The sequence below is a fragment of the Myxococcus sp. CA039A genome (assembly GCF_013336645.1).
Taxonomy (GTDB): Bacteria; Myxococcota; Myxococcia; order Myxococcales; family Myxococcaceae; genus Myxococcus; species Myxococcus llanfairpwllgwyngyllgogerychwyrndrobwllllantysiliogogogochensis.
Genome location: NZ_JABUMQ010000502.1, coordinates 1 through 5,276, shown reverse-complemented (window position 1 = coordinate 5,276; position 5,276 = coordinate 1). Strand labels below are relative to the sequence as shown.

The window sequence follows — 5,276 nt, the reverse complement described above, 5'->3', positions numbered from 1 at the left end:
TGGCAGCGGTACACCGGGCCCCCCGCGTTCGGCGCATGGCTCGCGCGGAACATGCGCATGGACACCTGGGTGAAGCCCTGCGCCAGCAGGAACTCCCGGCCCGCGCGATACAGCGCGATTCGCAGGTCATCCCACGCACGCGCCTTCTTCCCCAGGAACGTCAGCGGACGCACGTAGAGCGGATAGAGGTAGATCTCCTCGGGCGTGAAGCGCAGCGCCTGCCGGATGGAGTACAGGAACGTCTCCACCGTCTGGCCCTCCATGCCGTAGATGAGGTCCAGGTTCAGCGTCGGAAACCCCGTGGAGCGGATGAGGTCCAACGCCGCCTCCACCTGCGCCGTCTGCTGGGGCCGCTTCACCGCGGCCACCTCCGCCTCGATGAAGCTCTGCACGCCGATGCTCACCCGGTCCGTGCCCCGCGAACGCAGCGCCCGCAGCTTCTCCGCGTCCACCGTCTCCGGCGACACCTCCACCGAAACGGGGATGTGATGCGGGTCCGCGCCCAGCACCTTCTCCGCCAGGTCGAAGACGCGATGCAGCCCCGCGACGTCCAGCAGCGTGGGCGTCCCTCCGCCCACCGCGAGTCGCGCGAAGCTCGCCGTGCCCAGCGCCGCCTTCACCCGGTGCGCCTCGCGCTCCAGCGCCCCGAGGTAGCCGTCCACCACGTCCTGCTTCGGCCCCGCCGCCGTGAAGAGATTGCAGAAGCCACAGCGCATCTCGCAGAAGGGGACGTGGAAGTAGAGGAACAGGGCATCGCGCCGCTCCTCGGCCCACACCGACTCCAGCGAGAGCGCTGGCGTGAAGGGCCGGTAGGCCGTCTTGTGCGGGTAGCCATAGAGGTACGCCACGTAAGGCGTCTCTCCCAGCATCTGCTCCAGGCGCGTCATGGTGAGGACTCTCACGACAGGGTGAACTCGGCGTAGGGCACCGTCCAGACGACGGGGTGACCCACGCGATGACCGTTATAGCCGTCCTCGCCGTAGGCCGTGCCGTGGTCCGAACAGACAATGCAGAAAGCCGGCCCCCGGCGCCGCAATGCGGCGAACAGGGGTGGAAGCTGACTGTCCACGTATTCCAGGGCTGCCGCGTGGGACGCGACGGAATCCTCGGAGGCCCCGGCCAGGTAGTGGCGGTTGGGCTGGTGCAGCGCGGAGACGTTGAGGAAGAGGAACACGCGCTGCTCTCGAGGAAGAGCCTCCAGGCGCTCGACGGCCAGGGACACCTGGTGCTCGGTGGAGCGAGGCTCGCGCACCCCCAACTCGGGGCCCCAGTGGCTCTCCGCGAAGAGGCCCGGCAGCACGTTGCCCAGGGGGTTGAGCTTGTTGAAGAAGCCCACGCCGCCGATGCACACGGTGTGGTAGCCGCGCGCCGACAGGCCCGTGACGAGGTCCGGCGCGTCGAGCACACAGGTGCCCTGCCCCGTCGTCTCACTGCCCTCGAAGCGCATGGAGAACAGCCGCGAGTGCCTGCCTGGACGCGCGGGGGTGGGCAGGAAGCCGGCGAAGAATGCGTGGTGCGCGGCGTACGTGAAGCTCGCGGGCGAGTGGCGCTCCTCCCACTGTCCTCCCGGCATCAGCGCGGCGAGGTGGGGAATGCGTCCCTCGGTGGCCAGCCGTGTCGCCACGTCGTGGCGCAGGGTGTCCAGGGTGATGAAGAGCAGGTCGTGCGAGCCGACCACCGTGTTCATGTCCATTGCGAGAGCACTTCCACGAGAGCCTCGTGTCGCGAGGTGATGCGCTCCACCGTGAAGGTCGGTGGCGCCAGCGCGGCGGGCCACTCCCGTCCATGGGAGACCCAGCACGTGGCGAACCCCATCCGCGTGGCGCCGACGATGTCCCGCACCGGGTCATCCCCGATATGGAGGACCTCCGACGGCTCGCGATTCACGTGCGCCAGCGCCGCCTTGAAGATGGCCGGGTCTGGCTTCTCCACGCCCACCTCGCTCGAATAGAAGCCCTCTGGAACGGAGTGGTAGAGGTCCGCGTGAAGCAGCTTCCTGCGCTGAGTGCCGGAGAAGCCATTGGAGACCACGACGACGGGCTGGCGCTTCGACAGCTCCCTGAGCCAGACCGCCAGCTTCGGGTCTCCCACCACGAAGTCCGCGAGGTTCAACTGGAAGTCCGCCCAGAGCGCCTTCGCGTCGAGCCCCGTCTCGAACGTCTTCGTCACGTCGGCGCAGAAGGCCTCCCTGTCGCGGCCTCCCCGCTCGTCGAAAGAGCGGAGCGTGGCGAGGTCCTCGGCGCGACGGTGCTCGGGAAACACCTCGGGGAACCGGGCCATGAAGCGCTCGAAGTAGCGCCCGAACGCGGCCTCGCGGTCGACCAGGGTGTCATCGACGTCGAAGAAGAGGGCCTTCGGCCGCACAGGCCCGTACTTCCCAAAGGCCTTCGGCTTGTTCATCCACTTCTTGTCCTCGTAGTGGCGCTTGCGTCCCATGTCGGCGTCTCAGCTCGCGATGCGCGAGGCGCGGTCGTAGTCCAGCAGCGCCCCGAGGACTTCTTCCCGGGAGTCCGTCAGCAGCAGGTGCCGCGCGTACTCCTGTCCCTGCGCGAGCTGCGCCAGCAGGGGATAGACGGGGCGCGTCCGCGTCCAGAACTCGCGGCCCAGGAAGATCATCGGACTGATGACGCCCACGCTGTTGTAGTGGTTCTGGCAGGCATCCTGGAAGATTTCCTGGATGGTGCCGGCGCTTCCGGGCACGTAGACGATTCCCCCTCGGGCGATGGTGAGCAGCCCGTCCTCGCGCACGCTGTTGGCGAAGTACTTGGCGATGTGCGTGGCGAAGGGGTTGGGCGGCTCGTGGCCGTAGTGCCACGTGGGGATGCCCAGGCTGGAGCAGGCGAAGACGTCCTTGGGCTCCAGCGGAAAGGCCTCGCGCACCTGGAAGGCCCGGCCCAGCCAATCCCGGTCCGTGTAGCTGGGGGCCTTGGAGAGGATGGCGAGCGCGCCGTCGAGTTCGGCCCCCGAACGCACCGCGAACCAGGCGCCCAGGTGAGTGGCCTCCATCGCTCCCGGACCGCCGCCGCTGACGAGGAAGAAGCCCGCGCGCGTCAGCTCCCGGGCCAGCATCGCCACCTCGCGATAGTCGGGCTGGCCGCGCTTCATGGAGTGTCCGCCCATGATGGCCACCACCTTCCGGGACGGTCCGGAGGCGGCGAGCAGGTCCTCCATCGCGTCCGTGACGGCGTGGTCATGCAGGCGCTGCGCGAGCGTCTCCAAGAGCGTGGGCGGCGTGCCACGGCCGTGAGCCTCCCAGTGTCGATAGATGCGTGCGTCGAGCGTGTCCTCGTACGTCTCCGGGCGCATCGGGTCGAAGCCGGCGTACAGCTCCTCGGGAGAGTAGAGGCCACCCCGGTAGGGCTGGTACGGCACGCCGGTGATGGGAGGGAAGACGAGCGCCCCATGCGCGAGCGCGGCCTGCAGGGCGTCCTTCTCCAGCTCGCACCCCAGGAACACCGTCCCGGCGAGCGCCGCGGTGCTCAGCTCGCGCGTGTAGCGCCGCAGGTCCAGTCCCTGGATGACGACGTTGGCCAGGCTGCTGCCATCGCGAAGGTGCCGCTCGAAGGCCTCGGGAGTCTCTAGCTCAATCACCCGCGAAGGATTCCATGCCTCGGGGCCGGCTAGAAGAGGACAACCATGGTGCCCTGCGGCATTCGCTCATACAGCGCGGCGATATCGCGGGGGTGGAACACGACACAGCCCCAGGACAGCCGACCTCCGCTCTCCTCCAGGGACCACTCCCCTGCCCACCCGTGAAAGCCGATGCCGCTTCCCAGTCGAGTGGTGGCGTCCGTCGCCGCGCGGGCCTCCCAGGCCCGGACGATTCGCTCGCGCGTCTTCGCGGTGAGCCAGCCCTGCTTCACACCCCGGCTCGCGTCCCACGGGTTCGGGTAGTTCACCCGCAGCCAGTGGCCGCCGTAGAACGCGGCGTAGGGCCCGGGGATGTCCCCGCGCAGCGTCTGGACGATGAAGTACATGCCGACGGGCGTGCGGTTGTCTCCTCGCTGCTGCTTGGGCCCCGCTTCCTGGCCAAACCCCACCTCCACACGGGCCCGCTCGACACCGCCCTCGTAGAGCCGGAGCTGATTCTGCGCGTGGGAGATGAGCACCAGCACCGGCTCGCTCGCGGGTTGTGGCAGGCGGGAATGCTCGGCGGTGAAGCGCCGGGACTCGTCGGCGGACAGGAGGCGGCCGGTGTGCAGCGACACGGTGAGCCGCTCGGACGCGCCCACCTGGCCGAGCACCTGCCCCTTCGTGACGAGCGCGCCGGGACGAAGCGCCACGGACTTCAGCCCCGAGTACTCCGAGCGGGCGCGAAGCAGCTCATGGTTCTCGTGATAGAGGTGTTCCAGCGTGACACTGTCACCTCGTGCGCCGACGGACAGCACGCGGCCCCGGGCCAGTGCTCGCACCTCGCTGCCCGGCCTGGCGCGCGCGACGTCTGGCCACGGCGCGAAGCCCTCCGCCGCCGCGTGCTCGGGTCGAAGATACGACTCGAAGACATCCGGCGTGGAGGCGGTCGCGACCTGGGCAAGGCCCACCCAGGCGAGGCACAGCAACGGGAACCAGGAGCGCGGCGCGGCGGAAGTCACTCGCGGTGGACACTCGGCGCTCGCGGACCGTTCCGTCAACTCCCGCGTTTCTCGCGGCGCGGCGCGGTGGACGTCGCTCGCGGGGGACTCTCGGCGCGTGGAGGGCCTTCCGTTGTTGCCGCCCACGTTCCTCCCCGCGAGCCTCCTCGCCAGCTCACGGGCTCAGCGCCGCGCCTCCAGTGCGCGAAGCGCGGCCTGGGCCTGGAGCAGCTCCGGTCGGGCATTGGCGGCGGCGGCGTCCTGGGCGGCGAGTTGGAGCTGCCGCGCCGCCTCCTCGCGCTCTCCCAGTCGCAGGTGGGCCCGCCCCAGCGCACAGCGCAGCAGTGACTTCAGCTTCCGGTCCCCAAGCATCCCCGCGAGTTGGAGGCCTCGCACCGCGTCCTCCTTCGCCAGCTCGGGCGCATCCGCCTGGCTGTGCAGCAGCGCGAGCCCATGGTGGGTGTACGCCATCCCGCCCCGGTCCCCCATGCGCGCCTTCAAGTCGAGCGCGAGCTGGAAGTAATGCACCGCCCGCTCCCTGTCTCCCGCGCGCGCGTAGGCATCCCCCAGGTTGAACAGGGCCGTGGAGTGCTCCCATGTGTCCCCCGCGCGCTCCGTCCAGCGCAGCACCGCCGCGTACTCCGCCGTCGCCTGTCCGGGACGCCCCTGCCCCATCAGCAGCGTCCCCATGGCCCGGTGCAGCGC

General features: G+C 69.7%; 6 protein-coding genes. All 6 read right to left on the bottom strand.

Going from position 1 to position 5,276, the window contains the following annotated elements:
- A partial coding sequence (locus HR086_RS44425) for an STM4012 family radical SAM protein (RefSeq protein ID WP_174468667.1) occupies positions 1-887 on the bottom strand: 887 nt, incomplete at its 3' end.
- An 11-nt stretch (positions 888-898) separates the two neighbouring features.
- Complete coding sequence (locus HR086_RS44420) at positions 899-1,693, bottom strand: STM4013/SEN3800 family hydrolase (protein WP_141645182.1); 795 nt, start codon at positions 1,691-1,693, stop codon at positions 899-901.
- Positions 1,684-2,436, bottom strand: coding sequence for an HAD family hydrolase (locus tag HR086_RS44415; RefSeq protein WP_217440162.1), 753 nt, complete (start codon positions 2,434-2,436; stop codon positions 1,684-1,686). Before HR086_RS44415 ends, HR086_RS44420 begins: the two co-directional genes overlap by 10 nt.
- 9 nt (positions 2,437-2,445) lie before the next feature.
- Positions 2,446-3,591, bottom strand: a complete 1,146-nt coding sequence (locus HR086_RS44410) for a hypothetical protein (RefSeq protein WP_174468666.1) — start codon at positions 3,589-3,591, stop codon at positions 2,446-2,448.
- Between the two features lie 29 nt (positions 3,592-3,620).
- Positions 3,621-4,592: a L,D-transpeptidase family protein gene (locus tag HR086_RS44405; RefSeq protein WP_174468665.1), complete on the bottom strand. Its 972-nt coding sequence runs from the start codon at positions 4,590-4,592 to the stop codon at positions 3,621-3,623.
- Between the two features lie 162 nt (positions 4,593-4,754).
- The coding region (locus tag HR086_RS44400) for a tetratricopeptide repeat protein (RefSeq protein ID WP_174468664.1) at positions 4,755-5,276 on the bottom strand (522 nt) is incomplete at its 5' end.

Bases quoted from the DNA above. Each gene is read 5' to 3' on its own strand.
- HR086_RS44420 (WP_141645182.1), bottom strand. From the start codon at position 1,693: ATGGACATGAACACGGTGGTCGGCTCGCACGACCTGCTCTTCATCACC.
- HR086_RS44415 (WP_217440162.1), bottom strand. From the start codon at position 2,436: ATGGGACGCAAGCGCCACTACGAGGACAAGAAGTGGATGAACAAGCCG.